We start from the raw sequence: 15,259 nt of genomic DNA, 5'->3' as shown, positions 1-15,259 counted from the left end.
CGATGACTTAGCCAGCGTCGCCGGTTACCAGACCGTCGCGCCGGTCGGCGTCGCGCAACGCCATGTCGCGCTTGGCGGGATCACCGTAACCGCCGCCACCCGGGGTCTTGATAATGAGACGATCGCCGGCGGGAATTTCCTTCTCGCCCTTCGCCGGCAGCGCCGCGCCGGACGCCAGCCAAAGCTCGCCCGCCGCACCGTCCCGGCCACCATGGCGGCCACGTGGCGGATAGGTGGCGCGCTCGACCGCGGATGACAGCATGAAGGGCGCGCCGGCACTGTGCTCGACCTCCAGGATTTGGCCTAGACCGCCGCGATACTCGCCATCGCCGGCGGAGTCCGGGCGCAACTCACGACGACGTATGATCAAAGGACCGGTGCTTTCGGTCAGCTCTACCTGGCTTCCCATAACGCCCGATGGATAGGCGGTCGCCGACAGACCGTCGCTCGATGGCCGCCCACCGGTGCCGCCGTTGTGCACAGCCTCGATCATGAAGGCCGGCGCATTGCCATCGGATTGGCTGCCGATCGTGCTGTGCATGATCATGCTCCAAAGACAGCCCGTGCCTTCCGCCGGCACACGACCAGGAATCGCCTGGTCCAGGCAACCGAACACAGTATCGGGCAAGAGTTGGCCGATAACATGACGCTGGGATACCGGCGCCGGTTTAAGCGGGTTGAGGATCGAACCTTCCGGTGCCGTGACGCTGAATGGTGCAAGCGCTCCGGCGTTGTTCGGAATGTCCGGCGCGATGATGCACTTCAACCCAAAGACCGTATAGGCCTGGGCATAGGTGATCGGCACGTTGATGCCGAAGCGCGAGGCCGGTGATGTGCCGGTATAGTCGACGCAGAGCGTATCACCGTCGATTGTCAGCCGTGCCTTCAGCGCGATCTCGAAATCGTACCCGTCGAGCTTCAGCTCGTGGTCCCAGTTGCCGTCGGGCAACTCCGAGATACGCGCCCGCGTCGCGTGCTCCGACGTTTCCAGGATGTGGCGGCCAAGGTCGTCCAGGCTGTCGATGGCGAACTCGCGCATCATGGCGATCAGGCGTTCTTCACCGACCTCGGCACAGGCGATCAGCGCATAGATATCGCCTTCATTCTGGACCGGCATGCGGCTGTTGGCGCGCACGATCTCGATCAACGTCTCGTTGATTTCGCCCTGATCGACCAGTTTCAGCAGCGGAATGTAGAGCCCCTCCTCGTGCACGTCGCGGCCTTCAGGTCCGACGCCGCGTCCGCCCAGATCAATCAGATGCGAGGTGCAGGAGTTGTAGCCAATCAGTTCGCCGTCAAGAAAGCAGGGACGCACAAGGACGAAGTCGTTCAGGTGTCCCGATCCCATCCAAGGATCGTTGGTCATGTAGATATCGCCGGGCTGCATGGACGCCGGCGGAAAGTGTTTGATGAAGTGACCGACCGAGGCCGCCATGGTGTTGACATGGCCGGGGGTGCCGGTCACGGCCTGGGCCAGCATCAGCCCGCCAAGATCGAAGATGCCGGCCGAGATATCGCCGCATTCCCTGACAATCGGACTGAACGCCGCGCGGGTCAGGGTCTGGCCCTGCTCCTCGACCACCGCCTGCAGACGGTCCCACATGATCTGCCGGTTAATCCGGTCAAGCGCGTCGCTCATTCGGCGGCCTCCTGGATTTGTTCCAGCACGATATGGCGGTGTCCGTCGATACGACCCGCGAAGCATGATGTCACGACGGTCGAGGTCTGGCCTTCGGTCACCACGCAGGGACCACGGAACCGCGCGCCCGGTCGAAGTGTCGCGCGATCGAAGACTGGCGCCTCAACAAAGTCGCCGGCGGGGCCATCGAAAAGCCGTCTTGATCCCGCCGCGACCGCGTCGTGCTCGGCGATCTCGTCGACAGGCGCTTCCGGCGTCTCAGCCTTGGCGGACAAGGTTAGGGTCCAGCTCAATACCTCGATATCCATCGCCGGCACCGTGCGGCCATACATGCGGGTATAGGTCTCGTCATAGGCCGCGCGGATCGCGTCACGATCGTCGATGGTCAGCGGTCTCGTCGGCAGTTCGACCTCGATCTCGTGACCCTGGCCAAGGTAGCGCATGAAACACGTGCGCCGCTCGTCGAGCGGCACACCCTTGACCGCTTGGCCAACAACGTCGTGGGCTTCCGCGGCAAGGTCGTCAAACAGCGCGGTCACCATGCCGGCATCGAAACCGTCGAGCGTCATGTAGTGGCTGCGAACGACCTCATACGCGACCGGCGCCATTAGAAATCCGACCGCCGACCCGACGCCCGGGCTTTCCGGCACGACAATGCGGGCGAGATCGAGTTTTTCGGCCAGCCGGGCCGCATGAAGCGGTCCGGCGCCACCGAACGCGATCAAGGTGCGCTGGCGCAACTCCTTGCCGCGCTCGACCGCGTGCACACGCGCCGCGTTCGCCATGCTTTCGTCGACGACTTCGGAAAGACCGTGCGCTGCAAGCGACGCATCAAGTCCCAGTGGCCCGCCGACATCGCGCCCCAGCGCATCTTGAGCGAGCGCGGTATCGAGTTTCATGCGCCCGTCGGCGAATCGATCGGCGTCAAGGCGACCCAGCAGCAGGTCGCCATCGGTCACCGTCGGCTGCGTGCCGCCCCTAGTGTAGCAGGCGGGCCCCGGTTCGGACCCTGCGCTTTCCGGCCCGACGGCAATGCGCTGCAGTTCGTCGACATGAGCGATCGAACCGCCGCCGGCGCCAATCTCGATCATCTCGATCACAGGGATCCGCACCGGCGTGCCGCTGCCCTTGATAAACCGCGCGGCGCGCGCGATCTCGAAACGGCGCGCGGTCTGGGGCGTGTAGTCGTCGATCAGGCAAATCTTCGCGGTCGTGCCGCCCATGTCATAGGACAAAACCTCCCGATCACCGCGTTGCGCAGCCACGGTGGCCGACAGGATAGCGCCGCCGCTGGGCCCGGACTCGACCAGCCGGATCGGAAACCGCGTCGCCGTCTGCAGCGCGCACAGACCTCCGCCCGACGTCATCAGCAAAAGCGGCGCGTCGAAACCGGCCTCGGTCAAGGCGTCGTTGAGGGCGCCGAGGTAGCGAGCCATCAACGGCTGGACGTAGGCGTTGCACGCTGCCGTCGACAACCGTTCATACTCTCGCATCTCCGGGCAGACTTCCGATGATAACGTCAGGTAAACATCGGGCCTCGCCTCGCGCAGCAGATCGGCGAAACGTTGCTCGTGCACCGGATTGGCGTAGGCATGGAGGAAGCCGATTGCGACTGCTTCGACCTGGTGTTCATCGATCGCCTGGAGCACGCCATCCAGCGCGCCTTCGTCGAGTGGATCTAGAACATCGCCGTGAATGTTGAGGCGTTCGCCGACCGGCAAGGTCAGGTAACGCGGCACGACCGGCTCCGGCTTCTGAAGAAAAACGTCGTACTGATCGTACCGGCCCTCATAGGCGATCGCCAGGGTATCGCGAAATCCTTTGGTTACGACAAGCGCGGTCACCGCGCCCTTGCGTTCAATCAGCGCGTTGGTGGCTAACGTCGTGCCGTGAATGACATGGTCGATGGCGTCCGGTTTCAGACCGGCGTCAGCCAGCGCCAGCAGCACGCCATCCATCACGCCGGCCTCGGGCGCCGATGGCGTTGTCGGCACCTTGGCGGTTATCAGACCGCCGTCATTTTTTTCGATCGCAACATCGGTAAACGTGCCGCCGATATCGACCGCCATGCGCGCCATAAGAACCTCGCCTGATGAAACGGGCAAGAACTTGCCAGCGCGCGCGCGCACTGCCAATCAATTTCTGGTTTAACTGGGCGACGCTCGAACGATCGTGGTGAGGTGGAACCGATTAACGGCTCTACCTCATCACATGACTCCGCACGCTATCCTTTTAGTAGAAGAGACGCACCCACAGTGATCGGACCGCAAAGCGACCTTACCAATGAGAGAGCTGCTCCAAGTCGCTGCCGCTTACCACGCCGGGCGGCTGATCCGAACGGCCGGCTCCGCCGACGGCGCGTCGTCGCGCCTGCGGTGCGTCACCATACGATGATGAAGGTCGGCAATCGCCGTGCTGCCGGTCTTCACGAAAAGGAAGGGAAAGATGCCATGCAACAGGCAGGCGCATCCCGCGACCACCATCTTCAAACCGAAGCCGGAGGCCACGCCCATGTGCTCAAAGTAGGTCTCGCCGACCGATTCGGGATGCTTCGTAAAAAGGGAAATCATGGAACCACGCTCACCGTTGTTGACGCCAGCCTCACCCCGTCCATGACCCGTTTCAGGGCCTTAAAGGACGGGTAAAAGCGTAAACGCGAGCAGGAGAAAAAAGCTTGCCAATGTTCGGGTCATTGGTAGAGCTTTGAGCAATCTATTCCAGAAGAGTCATAATTCATGGAAAAATCTTCTCTTAACGGCACGGATATTAAGATTCTTGAGCTGTTGCAGGCGGATGCCAGCCTGTCGCTGGCGCAGGTCGCCGAGGCCGTCAATCTGTCGACCACGCCCTGCTGGCGCCGCATTCAGCGTCTGGAGCGCGACGGCTTCATCACCGGGCGGGTGGCGCTTCTGGATCCCAACAAGGTCAATGTCGGCATCACGGTCTTCGTCGCCATCAAGACCGACCAGCACAACGCGGAGTGGCTGACGGATTTCGCCCGCGAGGTCCAGGACGTGCCGGAGGTTGTGGAGATCTACCGCATGGCGGGCGACATCGACTATCTATTGAAGGTCGTCGTGCCAGACATTCAGGGTTACGACCGCGTCTACAAAGCCTTGATCGCCAAGATCCGGTTCTTCGACGTCAGCTCCATGTTCGCCATGGAGCGCATAAAGTATACGACCGCCCTGCCGCTCGGCTACGCCAGCCCCTGAAGCGCCTCTTTCTGGGCGTTCTTGAAGCCGACCAATCGGCGGTCGCCAAGGTCAAAGACCGGTCGTTTCATCAGTGCCGGATGGGCCAGGATAAGCGCCGCCGCCTTGGCGTCGTCCAAATCCGCCTTGTCGGTCTCGTCAAGACCGCGCCAGGTGGTACCGCGCGTGTTGATCAAAACGTCGCTGCCCAACTCGCCGACCCAGGCTTTCACGTCGCCGGCATCCAGACCGTCGGCACGGACATCGTGAAACTCGTGCGCGATCCCTTCAGCCTTCAGCCACGCCAGCGCTTTCTTGCAGGTATCGCAATTCTTCAATCCGTAGACGGTGATCAAGGCACCCTCCCATGGCATCCGTCAGAGAACCTAACGCGGATTGTCCTGTTTTAGCGCGGCGGACCCGCCGGACAAAGCACCGATGGCGCCGGCGCGCCAGTTGCGGCTAGACTTGGCGGCGCAAGCGCCAACAACGCCTGAGGGAGGCGATCGCGTGGGACAGGCATACCTCGAACCGGTCGATCATCCGGCGGCCTGGAAGGCCAGTGATTTTACGAGCCTGGATGACATCACGGTCACATTTGACCAACGCCATATCGACGCTTTCGAGGCGGCCTGGCAGGCGATTGACCGCGCCGGCCTGACCCTCGATCAGGTTGAACGCGAGCATTTCGAGGTACCGGCGATCGCCGACGACCTCGCCGACATCTATCGCGAGATCATCGACGGGCGCGGCCTGGTGCTGATTGACCGGCTGCCTATCGAAGACTGGCCACTGGCCAAGACAGAGATCATCTATTGGGGTATCGGCACCCATTTCGGCACCGGGGTCTCACAGTCGGTCATGGGCGACCGTCTTGGCCATGTCGTCAACATCGGCGGCAAGGATCCGAAAGAACGCGCCTACCGCAACAGCATGCCGCTGACATTGCACACCGACGGCTGCGGTATCCTTGGCATGCTGTCGATACGCCCGGCCGACGAAGGCGGGTTGTCGCAATACGCCAGCGCGCTTGCCGTCCACAACGAGATCCTGAAGGCCCGGCCCGATCTGTTGGAACCACTCTATCGCGGTTTTCGCTATCACCGCTTCGGCGAGCAAGGGCCCGGCGAAGATCCGGTAACGCCGCATGAGGTACCGGTGCTGTGTCAGTGCGAAGGCGTCGTCAGCACCCGCTATATCGCTGGCTATATCTATATGGCCTACGAAGAGCTCGGCGAGGAAATCGGCGCATTCGAGCGCGAAGCTCTGGAGTTCTTCGACGAGACCGCGCAGCGCGACGACATGAAGCTTGAGTTCATGATGCCGCCCGGTCAGATCTGCTTCGCCAACAACTATACCGTTCTGCACGCGCGCACCGGGTTCGAGGACCGGCCGGGCCCCGACACCGGCCGCATGCTGTTGCGCCTTTGGCTCACCGCCCACGACCGGCGGCCGATCGATCCCAGGATTGAGATCTATCGAAGCCAGGGCATCAAGAAACAAGAGAGCCGCGAGAACACCCGCTATGCCGGCGACGCGACCGATGTCCTCGAGCGGGGTGTTCTGCGCTATTGAGGGATGAGAGACCTATCGCAAGCATAAGAAACAGCACGACCAAGCTCGTGGGGCGCGATGCGATAATGACGACATGGGGGAGTTGACCGGAACGTGACCGTCAGACAAGGCTTTTACATCGTTTCCATTGTGCTGTTCGTCGCGGTCGCGCTATTGGCGATCGTGTGGCCGAACGTGCTCTGGGCTTTGCTCGTGCTGGTCCCGTTGTTTCTGGTCGGCGTCTACGACGCGACCCACGGCGTTCACAACGTGCTGCGCAACTATCCGGTGATCGGCCATATCCGATACTTCGCGGAGTTCATCCGGCCTGAAATCCAGCAGTACTTCGTTGCCACCAATCTGTCTGGCCGGCCCTATCCAAGGGAGACCCGAGAACTTGTCGGCGCGCGCTCCCATGGCGGCGACGGCATTCAGCCCTTTGGCACACAGCACGATCTCCTGACCTCCGGGACCGAGTTTGCCATGCACTCAATGGCGCCGAAGGAACCGCCCCCGGAGGCGGCGCGTGTTGTCTTCGGTCCCGATTGCGCTCAGCCGTACAGCGCGTCGCGTCTCAACGTCTCGGCGATGAGTTATGGCGCGCTGTCACGCAACGCGGTCATCGCCATGAACCGCGGCGCGGCACTGGGTGGGTTTTATCAAGACACCGGCGAAGGCGGTCTGACGCCGCACCATATCGCAGGTGGCGGCGATATCGTCTGGGAGCTTGGCACCGGCTATTTCGGGTGCCGCACCGCCGACGGCAATTTCGACCCTGAGAAGTTCCGCGAGAAGGCCGCCCACGACCACGTCAAGATGGTCGAAATCAAGGTCAGCCAGGGTGCCAAGCCATCCCATGGCGGCGTTCTGCCCGCGGCCAAGATCTCCGAGGAAATCTCAAGGATTCGCGGCGTGCCGATGGGCCAAGACTGCATTTCACCGCCGGCCCACACGGCCTATTCGAACCCCTGCGAGATGATGGAGTTTGTCGCCCAGCTGCGCGAGCTTTCCGGCGGTAAGCCGGCCGGCTTCAAGCTTTGCATCGGGCAACGCAGCGAGTTCCTCGGCATCGTGAAGGGCATGCTGAAGACCGGCATCACACCCGACTTCATCGTCGTCGACGGTTCAGAAGGCGGCACCGGGGCCGCGCCCCTGGAGTTCTCGCGGTCGCTCGGCTTGCCAGTCAACGAAGGACTGGCGTTCGTTCACGCCAGTCTTGTCGGCGCCGGTTTGCGCGACAAGGTCCGCATCGGTGCCAGCGGCAAAATCGCATCCGGTTTCGACATGGTGATCAAGATGGCGCTGGGAGCGGATATCTGCAACGTCGCGCGCCCCTTCATGTTCACCGTCGGCTGTATCCAGGCGCTGCGCTGCCATACCAACCGATGCCCGACGGGCGTCGCGACACAGGATCCTGAGCGCTACAAGGCGATCGACATCGAGAGAAAGCACCTTCAGGTCGCGAAATATCACGAAAAAACGATAGAGAGTTTTTTGGCTCTGATAGGTGCCATGGGCGTAGACGATCCGAAGAATTTGACCCCGCAACACATCTTCCTGCGTGGTGATGATGGTACCGCCCGCTCCTATGCCGAGGTCTATTCGTGGCTGGACCAAGACGCGCTGTTGGGCGGCGCGCTGCCAGTGCCGTTCGACCGCTATTGGTCCCACGCAAGCGCGGAGCATTTTTAGCCTGAACCATCGAGAGATCTGACGACCCATGTGTGAGTTGTTCGCCAAGTCCAGCCGCCAGCCGGCAAACGTCAACCTGTCGCTGGATACCTTCGCCGATCATGGCGGACGGACGGGACCGCATCGCGACGGCTGGGGAATCGCCTATTACGAGGAAGGCGATATCCGGCTGATCAAGGACACACATCAGGCCAGCAGCAGCGTCTGGGTCCGCTTTGTCGAGGAGCAGGGACTGGTCAGCGCCACGGTGATCAGCCACATCCGTTATGCGACCACCGGCCACGTCGCGCTCTACAACACCCATCCGTTCAGCCGCGAGCTGGGCGGACGCATGCATGTCTTCGCCCATAACGGAGTCGTCGATGGCGCCATGGGTGATTCGCGTTTCCCGCTGGATGCCTATCATCCCGTGGGCAGCACCGATTCGGAGTATGTCTTCTGCTCCCTTCTGGCGCGCCTGAGCCCATTGTGGAACGAAGCCGACGGCGTGCCTGACTTGGAAGAGCGCATGGACGAAGTCGCCAGGTTCGCCGGCGAGTTGCGCGGCGTCGGCCGTGCCAACTTTCTTTACGCCGACGGCGACGTGCTGTTTGCGCACAGCCATATCCGCCACCAGGATGACGGCTCGACCGGCATCGGCCTGCACATGCTGTCGCGCACCTGCGGCAACGAGGGCATCGCGCTCTCGGGCGGCGGCGTCAATGTCAGCACCGGCGATGACAACCAGGCGGTGACACTTCTGGCGAGCGTGCCGTTAACCGCCGAGGACTGGATGCCGGTTGACGAAGGGACGGTGCTGGCGCTGCGCGACGGCGCAGTTGTGGCTCAGGCGACGGCCTGAGTCTCAGCAAACACGGGCCGGTCACCAGCCGCTGTCGTGCGGTGCATCAGACGCGGCATGGTGTCGTCGTAGTCGTGGACCGCATAGTGCATGGCGCACCGGTTATCCCACATCAAGACGTCGCCCGGGCTCCACGCATGTCGGAACACGTTCTCCGGCCGGGTCGCATGGTCGTAGAGGAAGGCCAGAAGCGGCGCGCTTTCCTCGCGACTCATGCCTTCGAACGCGATCGTGAAGCTGGGATTGACGAACAATGCGTGGCGCCCGGTCACAGGATGGCGGCGCACCACGGGATGAACGGCCGGTGGCGGCATCTCGCGGATCGGCAACGCATCGGTCCCCGGCTCATTGTTGCGCGCCACCAGGGACTCCGCGCTGTGCAACGCATTAAGCCGGTCAAGCATGGTGCGCATGCCATCCGACAGTGTCTCAAAGGCGCGGTACATGTTGCAGAACATGGTGGCGCCGCGTCCTTCGGTCACGGTCAGCGCTTGCAGAACGGAGAGTGCCGGGGGCTGCTCTGAACAGGTGATGTCGCTGTGCCATTCGTCGTTGCGCGCGCCGGGCTTGCCGGGCTTGTTCTCGATGACCAGCACTTCCGGAAATCCATCGACCCCACGGCGCGAGCGCAGCGGATGGGGCTCGACCGGTCCGAAGCGCTCGGTAAAGGCGACCTGCTCGGCAGGCGACAAGGACTGATTGGGGAACAACAACACCAGATGATCGCCGAATGCATTCAGTACGGCACCGAACACGTCATCATCCATGGGTTTGGCAAGGTCGACACCGTCGACCCGCGCACCCAGCGCACCTGTCAGCGTCGTGACGTCCATCGCGGCCTCCGTCAGAACGGCTGTTACCGAACTATGTCATGGGCTGGGGTGGCTGTGAATGTGATTTCAGGCCAAACTGATACAAACCGCTGGGAGGTAGATCATGTCGGGGGCAGGTTCGATCGACGTAACGGAGCGCGGCAGCACGCTGCTTTTCAATCCGCTGCTCAACAAGGCGACCGCGTTCAGCTACGAAGAGCGCGACGAGCTCGGCCTGTTCGGCCTCTTGCCGCCGCATATCGAAGACCTTGAAAGCCAGCTCCAGCGCGCCTATCAGGCCGTCGGCACCAAAAACACGCCGATGGGCAAGCATATCTACCTGCGCCAACTGCAGGACACGAATGAGACGCTGTTCTACGCGCTGATCGGACGCTACATCACCGAAATGCTGCCGCTGGTCTATACACCGACCGTCGGCCAGGCGTGCCAGCAGTTCAGCGAGATCTACCGGCGCCCGCGCGGCTTGTTCGTGCCCTATCCACGGCGCAACGTCATGCACAAGATCATGGAGAACGCGCCGCTCGACAATGTCGAGGCCATCGTGGTCACCGATGGCGAACGTATCCTTGGCCTGGGCGACCAGGGCGCCGGCGGGTTGGGCATCCCGATCGGCAAGCTGTCACTGTACACCGCCTGCGGCGGTATCGATCCGGCGACCACGTTGCCGATCGTGCTGGATGTCGGCACCAACAACGAGGAACGCCTCAACGATCCTCTCTATATCGGCTGGCGCAACGAACGCATCAGCGGCCAGGATTATGACGATTTTGTCGACCTGTTCGTCCAGAGCATCGAGGCGCGCTATCCCGAGGTTCTCCTGCAATGGGAGGATTTCGCGCAACAGCACGCCGCGCCGATCCTGGAGCGCTACCGTGACCGACTGCTGACCTTCAACGACGATATTCAAGGCACCGCAGCGGTCGCCTACGGCACGTTGCTCGCGGCTGCCGAAGCAGCCGGCACCAAAGTCACCGACATGCGCGTCGCCTTTCTGGGCGCCGGATCCGCGGGCTGCGGCATCGCCATGCAGATCCGCCGTGGCATGGTGAGGAATGGGCTTTCGGAAGCCGAGGCCGCCGAGCGCTTCTTCATGATCGACCGCCAGGGCCTTTTGCATGACGGCATGACCGGTCTGTTGGACATCCAGACACCATTGGTGCAACCGAAGGACAAGGTCGCCGGGTGGGCGTCCGAGGGCGAGACGATTTCGCTGGAGGATGTGGTCGACAAGGCCAAACCCACGGTGCTGGTCGGTGTCAGCGGCCAGCCCAACACATTCACCGAGGCGATCATCCGCAAGATGGCCAAACACACCGAGCGGCCGATCATCTTTCCGCTGTCGAACCCGACATCACGCTGCGAGGCAACGCCCGAGGACATCATCAACTGGACCGACGGCAAGGCGCTGGTGGCAACCGGCAGTCCGTTCGACCCGGTCAAGCACAAGGAAAAGACGTTCGAAATCGCCCAGTCGAATAACGTCTATATCTTCCCGGGCCTGGGTCTGGGCGTATTGGCCAGCGGCGCCAGACGGATCAGCAACGAAATGATGATGGCCGCCGCCGAGGCGCTTGCCGCCGACGCGCCGATCATGTCCGATCCCAACGGTTCGCTGCTGGCGCACCTGGAGGATATCCAAAAAGTCAGCCGCGACATCGCGTTCGCCGTCGCGCGCGAGGCGCAGGAGCAAGGCCACGCGCCGGAGTCGAGCGCCGACGAACTTGAAGCGAAGATCAAGGCTAAGATCTGGGAACCCGTCTACAAACCCTATCGCCCAGCCTGACCAGCTTCGACGGGATACTCAGCTCCCGTCGCGCCGCGTCAGCAACGCCGCCAACGCGATGAAGTGATAATCGTGGCGGCGCGGGTCGTCGCGAATCAATCGTTCCGCGCGGACGTAGACGTCATCGATCAGATTGTCGACGTCGTCGAGATTGGCAAGGCAGAGTCGCAGTGGCGATTCGCTGAAGACCCGGAAGAATGCGGTGAACTCGCGAGCGAACCGTTCGGCGTCATCGGTCTCCCTGAAGGTTTCGACAAACGGCACGGGTATCTCATAGGTTTCCGATCGTTCCAGCGAGAAGAGGCCGGCGCACGAGGCTTGTGCCTCTGCGACCGGCGCGACCAGTTCATCGAGCGTGCGGAAATAGGTGGGGTGATAGTAGACCTCGTAGTGATCGCGATCGATCAGCTTGTCGTCCACCATTTCCAGCAGCGCATCATTCAAAGCGTCGGCAAACCCGTCACAGGTCGCGTGCCCAAGTCCGGTGCCGAAGACCTGCATCAAAAGTTTGCCGCCCGGAACCAACTCGTCCGCCCTCGCCTGTAAGAACGCCTCCAAATCGCTCGATGACTGCGCGGCGAGTGCAGCGTGTTCCTCGCCCGTTACCCAGCCGATTCCGCTGCCAAGGCCGCTTGGACCATTGCCGACGATGTGACCGGGCAGACGGTCTAGCGGCCGCCGACTGAAGAACGCAATGGCGTTGAAGGTCGTTGCCAGGTGCAGGGAACGCGGCGGCAGGAGCCGGTCGAACATGGACCCGCCGACGACCGATGAGAAGACCGCGTCGTCACCAAAGACGGAATGGCCATCCGGGCGCAATCCGGTTAGTAGCGCGGTAAAATCGTTGGTTGGCAGGTCGCTATGGATCGTCTGGATGGGCCGGGCCGTGCGGGCGCGCAGCGTGTCGACAGCGCGCTGCATGACGGCGATGGAGTTGCGCCCTTCCGAACAGCCGAAATCGGCCAAACCCAAATCGGGCAGGGAGTCATCCAAGGGCATCGCGGAAAGCGCGTCGTCGAGCCAGGGCATCACATGGTCGATGGCGACCATCTGCGGCGCGGAGTTACGATTGTACTCGCCGTGGCCGATCATGCCGGTCGTTACGCCTGTTGATGTCACATCCTTGATCCCGGCCCCTGGTTCCACCTGTCGCCAGAACTTTATCACGGCCGCGCCACGGCCGCCGCACTTCGCGTTTGGCGGACGGAGCACGAGAGAGTAGGCTTCGTTCTTAACCCGCCGGTCGTATGAATGTCTGATCCCCGCCGTTATCGTTGGTATGTGCTGGCCGCGTCCGTACTGATGCTGCTGATGGCCAATGGCGCGATGTTCCTGATCATCGTCGCGATGGCGGATATCTCGGAAACCTTCAACTGGCCGCGCGGCGTTCCCTCGACGGCCTATGCCATGCAGTTTGTCGGCGGCGGTCTGGGTTGTATCGCCATGGGTTGGTGGCTCGACCGCGCCGGTATGGGCAAACCAGCGCTGCTCGGCGCCATCATGATCGGATCGGGCGCCATTCTAACGGGCATGATCTCAAGCCGCTGGGAACTATGGGCGATCTACGGCGTGATGATCGGCCTTCTGGGCACGGCCGCCATGTTCGCGCCCTTGATGGCGAACATCACACGCTGGTTCGACCGCAACCGGGGTATGGCCGTCGGCCTGGTCGCCAGCGGCCAGAGCCTGGCTGGGTTCATCTGGCCACCGATTTTTGAACTGGGTCTGACCGAGATTGGCTGGCGCGCGACCTACGTCTACTACGGTATCGCGACCATTCTGGTGATGGTGCCGTTGAGTCTGGTGCTCAGGCGCAGTCCGCCGCCAATCGACCACCACACGGTGTCCGGCGGTTCGGCCGCGCCGGGACGTAGCGCCACGATCTATCGTCTCAGGCCCAACAGCCTGCTGGCACTACTGTGTTGCGCCATTGTCGGCTGCTGTATCGCCATGTCGCTGCCGCTGGCGCATTTGAAGGTCTACGCCACCGATGTCGGCATCGCGCCGATGCAGGCAGCGACGCTGCTCTCTGTCATGCTGCTCGCCAGCTTCGTCGCCCGCGCCGTCTTTGCCGGCTTGTTGATCGGCCGCTTCGGTGCCTTGAAGGCGCTCTTCCTGTTCTCGGTGATCCAGGTCGCGATGCTGACCGTGCTGCCCTTCATTCAGGGGCTGATGGCATTCTACGTCGTCGCGGCCGTGTTCGGCTTCGGCTATGGCGGCATCGGCCCGTGCTATCCGGTCATCGTGCGTGAGTATCTGCCTGAGCGGCGCGCTGGTCGCTATACGGGCATTGTCGTCATGTTCGGCACGTTCGGCATGGCCATCGGCGGCTGGCTGGGCGGCTTCGGTTACGACATGACCGGCAGCTACACCTCGGCCTTCCTGGCCGGCACGGCCTTCAACGTGGCCAACCTGCTGATCATCGGTTTCCTTATCGGGCTGACCCGCACGCCGTCTTTGCGTCACGCGCCCGCTTGACGCCGCAAACCGGCCTTAGCCAGCCCACGCGCCGGCTTGACGTCACGGCGTCCTTGGCCGATGACAGGTCAGGGGCAACGGGAACGATCCCGGCAAAAGACCAGACGGGGGCGGCTGATGAAACCACAGGACGTCGACACATTCCTTGACGAGAACGCGATCCGAACGGTGATCGTCGCCGGCACCGATCCCATGGGTGTGCTGCGCGGAAAACGGCTGACCGTCCCCTACTTCAAGAACGCCATCGACACGGGCCTCACCTTTGCCTGGTTCATCATGCGCACGACCACGGTCGACGATGTGTTGCCGGACATGCTGGGCACCGGCGTTCCCGATGTAAAAGGCGTGCCTGACCTCTCGACATTGCAGTTGGCGCCGTGGGAGCCCGACACCGCCATCGTGCTGATCGACTGGGTCTGGCCCGATGGCAGCACTTGCCCCTATTGCCCGCGTAGCGAACTCAAACGCCAAGTCGCGGCAATGCGCAAACAGAACGTCGTCGAACGCGCCGCACTGGAGTTCGAGTTCTATCTGATGCCCAAGCCGATCGCCGACGTGCGGCGCGGTGACTTCTCCGGCCTCGGTCCGGCCTCCCAGGATATCCACTGTTACTCCATCTACGAAGGCAGCTTCTTTGAGCCGGTCGTCGCGCGAGTCCGCGAGTGTTTCGAGGATATTATCGAAGGCTGCACACCCGAATGGGGCCAGGGTCAGTTCGAGATCAACCTCGCCGCCACCGACGCGCTCTCGATGGCCGATCAGGTCATGCTGTTCAAGACGGCGGTCAAACAGATTGCCGCCGAAGCCGGTCTGTCCGCCACCTTCATGGCCAAGTGGCACCAGGACTTCTCCGGCAACTCCGGCCACATCCATCAAAGCTTCAGCGAAGCCAAGACCGGCAAGTCCCTGTGCTACGACGCCAAGGCCAAGGACAACCTGACGCCGTGGTTCCGCCGTTTCATCGCCGGCCAACTCGACCTCATGTGCGAGACAACGCTGTTCATCGCGCCCTTCGTCAACTCATACAAACGCTTCCAGGACGACAGCTTCGCCGGCGTGACGCGATGCTGGAGCATCGATAACCGTACATCCGGCTTGCGCGTCATCAATGTCAGCGCCAAGAAGGCGCGGCTGGAACACCGTGTCGGCGGCGCCGACCTTAACCCCTATACCGCCTTCGCCGTTCTGTTCGGCACCGGCATGCGTGGCGTCGAGAAGAAGCTGCGCCTGCCCGCGCCGGTCGAC

13 protein-coding genes are annotated in these 15,259 nt (G+C 62.5%); 7 read left to right on the top strand and 6 right to left on the bottom strand.

What is annotated here, in order from left to right; genetic code table 11:
* Positions 1-7 precede the first annotated feature (7 nt).
* The 3 genes from AAF563_16980 to AAF563_16970 all read right to left on the bottom strand — a co-directional run bounded on the left by AAF563_16980 (position 8) and on the right by AAF563_16970 (position 4,209).
* Complete coding sequence (locus AAF563_16980) at positions 8-1,639, bottom strand: hydantoinase B/oxoprolinase family protein (protein MEM7122977.1); 1,632 nt, start codon at positions 1,637-1,639, stop codon at positions 8-10.
* The gene (locus AAF563_16975) at positions 1,636-3,717 is read right to left on the bottom strand and encodes a hydantoinase/oxoprolinase family protein (protein ID MEM7122976.1); all 2,082 of its coding nucleotides are present in this window, start codon (positions 3,715-3,717) and stop codon (positions 1,636-1,638) included. Before AAF563_16975 ends, AAF563_16980 begins: the two co-directional genes overlap by 4 nt.
* Positions 3,718-3,951: 234 nt before the next feature.
* Positions 3,952-4,209 carry a DUF6356 family protein gene (locus AAF563_16970; GenBank protein ID MEM7122975.1) on the bottom strand — a complete coding sequence of 86 codons (258 nt, stop codon included), beginning with the start codon at positions 4,207-4,209 and terminating at the stop codon, positions 3,952-3,954.
* Positions 4,210-4,374: 165 nt separating this feature from the next.
* Between AAF563_16970 and AAF563_16965 the strand changes: the two genes are divergently transcribed.
* Entirely contained in the window at positions 4,375-4,854 is a 480-nt protein-coding gene (locus AAF563_16965; protein ID MEM7122974.1) for an Lrp/AsnC family transcriptional regulator, read from the top strand.
* On the opposite strand, the gene AAF563_16960 is transcribed toward AAF563_16965, so the two are convergent.
* Entirely contained in the window at positions 4,839-5,189 is a 351-nt protein-coding gene (locus AAF563_16960) for a Spx/MgsR family RNA polymerase-binding regulatory protein (protein ID MEM7122973.1), read from the bottom strand. The genes AAF563_16965 and AAF563_16960 overlap by 16 nt on opposite strands.
* A 154-nt stretch (positions 5,190-5,343) precedes the next feature.
* On the opposite strand from AAF563_16960, the gene AAF563_16955 reads away from it, so the two are divergent.
* The 3 genes from AAF563_16955 to AAF563_16945 all read left to right on the top strand — a co-directional run bounded on the left by AAF563_16955 (position 5,344) and on the right by AAF563_16945 (position 8,920).
* Positions 5,344-6,408, top strand: a complete 1,065-nt coding sequence (locus AAF563_16955) for a TauD/TfdA family dioxygenase (GenBank protein ID MEM7122972.1) — start codon at positions 5,344-5,346, stop codon at positions 6,406-6,408.
* A gap of 93 nt (positions 6,409-6,501) precedes the next feature.
* Complete coding sequence (locus AAF563_16950; protein ID MEM7122971.1) at positions 6,502-8,079, top strand: FMN-binding glutamate synthase family protein; 1,578 nt, start codon at positions 6,502-6,504, stop codon at positions 8,077-8,079.
* 28 nt (positions 8,080-8,107) lie between these two features.
* Positions 8,108-8,920 (top strand): class II glutamine amidotransferase, encoded by an 813-nt coding sequence (locus tag AAF563_16945; GenBank protein MEM7122970.1) that lies wholly within the window; start codon positions 8,108-8,110, stop codon positions 8,918-8,920.
* Here AAF563_16945 and AAF563_16940 read toward each other — a convergent pair.
* Positions 8,905-9,753, bottom strand: a complete 849-nt coding sequence (locus AAF563_16940; protein ID MEM7122969.1) for a TauD/TfdA family dioxygenase — start codon at positions 9,751-9,753, stop codon at positions 8,905-8,907. The genes AAF563_16945 and AAF563_16940 overlap by 16 nt on opposite strands.
* 103 nt (positions 9,754-9,856) lie before the next feature.
* On the opposite strand from AAF563_16940, the gene AAF563_16935 reads away from it, so the two are divergent.
* Entirely contained in the window at positions 9,857-11,536 is a 1,680-nt protein-coding gene (locus tag AAF563_16935; GenBank protein MEM7122968.1) for an NAD-dependent malic enzyme, read from the top strand.
* A gap of 18 nt (positions 11,537-11,554) precedes the next feature.
* On the opposite strand, the gene AAF563_16930 is transcribed toward AAF563_16935, so the two are convergent.
* A complete protein-coding gene (locus AAF563_16930; protein ID MEM7122967.1) occupies positions 11,555-12,655 on the bottom strand; it encodes a hypothetical protein in 1,101 nt (366 codons plus the stop codon).
* A 132-nt stretch (positions 12,656-12,787) separates the two neighbouring features.
* Here AAF563_16930 and AAF563_16925 point away from each other — a divergent pair, with 132 nt between their 5' ends.
* Positions 12,788-14,014 (top strand): MFS transporter, encoded by a 1,227-nt coding sequence (locus tag AAF563_16925; GenBank protein MEM7122966.1) that lies wholly within the window; start codon positions 12,788-12,790, stop codon positions 14,012-14,014.
* A gap of 117 nt (positions 14,015-14,131) precedes the next feature.
* A partial coding sequence (locus AAF563_16920; protein ID MEM7122965.1) for a glutamine synthetase family protein occupies positions 14,132-15,259 on the top strand: 1,128 nt, incomplete at its 3' end.

The organism is Pseudomonadota bacterium, assembly GCA_039028155.1.
Classification (GTDB): domain Bacteria; phylum Pseudomonadota; class Alphaproteobacteria; order SP197; family SP197; genus JANQGO01.
The sequence above is the reverse complement of the archived record's forward strand: the minus strand, read 5'-3'. Positions and strand labels throughout refer to the sequence as shown.

Bases quoted from the DNA above. Each gene is read 5' to 3' on its own strand.
- AAF563_16945 (MEM7122970.1), top strand. From the start codon at position 8,108: ATGTGTGAGTTGTTCGCCAAGTCCAGCCGCCAGCCGGCAAACGTCAAC.
- AAF563_16940 (MEM7122969.1), bottom strand. From the start codon at position 9,753: ATGGACGTCACGACGCTGACAGGTGCGCTGGGTGCGCGGGTCGACGGT.
- AAF563_16970 (MEM7122975.1), bottom strand. From the start codon at position 4,209: ATGATTTCCCTTTTTACGAAGCATCCCGAATCGGTCGGCGAGACCTAC.
- AAF563_16975 (MEM7122976.1), bottom strand. From the start codon at position 3,717: ATGGCGCGCATGGCGGTCGATATCGGCGGCACGTTTACCGATGTTGCG.
- AAF563_16925 (MEM7122966.1), top strand. From the start codon at position 12,788: ATGTCTGATCCCCGCCGTTATCGTTGGTATGTGCTGGCCGCGTCCGTA.
- AAF563_16980 (MEM7122977.1), bottom strand. From the start codon at position 1,639: ATGAGCGACGCGCTTGACCGGATTAACCGGCAGATCATGTGGGACCGT.
- AAF563_16965 (MEM7122974.1), top strand. From the start codon at position 4,375: ATGGAAAAATCTTCTCTTAACGGCACGGATATTAAGATTCTTGAGCTG.
- AAF563_16935 (MEM7122968.1), top strand. From the start codon at position 9,857: ATGTCGGGGGCAGGTTCGATCGACGTAACGGAGCGCGGCAGCACGCTG.